1 pseudogene is annotated in these 230 nt (G+C 76.5%); it reads left to right on the plus strand.

The window, feature by feature from the left end:
• Positions 1 to 230 (plus strand): annotated as a pseudogene (locus tag G3I40_RS28165) (glutamate racemase); the annotation flags it as partial.

The following is a 230-nucleotide window of genomic DNA, read 5'->3' on the forward strand; positions in this document are numbered from 1 at the left end:
GCCCCTACCAGCGTGGGCTGATCCGCGACTTCGCCGCGGGCGCCGAGGTCACCGAGGTGCCGTGCCCGGGGCTCGCCGACGCGGTGCAGTGGGCCGACGAAGACGGCATCGACCGGGCGATCGCGGCCGCGGCCGCCCTCACGCCGTCCGACGTGAAGGCCGTCGTCCTGGGCTGCACCCACTACGAACTGGTGGCGGAGCGCATCCGCGCCGCGGTGCAGCGGCCCGGC

The organism is Streptomyces sp. SID14478 (assembly GCF_010548525.1).
In the GTDB taxonomy this organism is placed as follows: Bacteria; Actinomycetota; Actinomycetes; order Streptomycetales; family Streptomycetaceae; genus Streptomyces.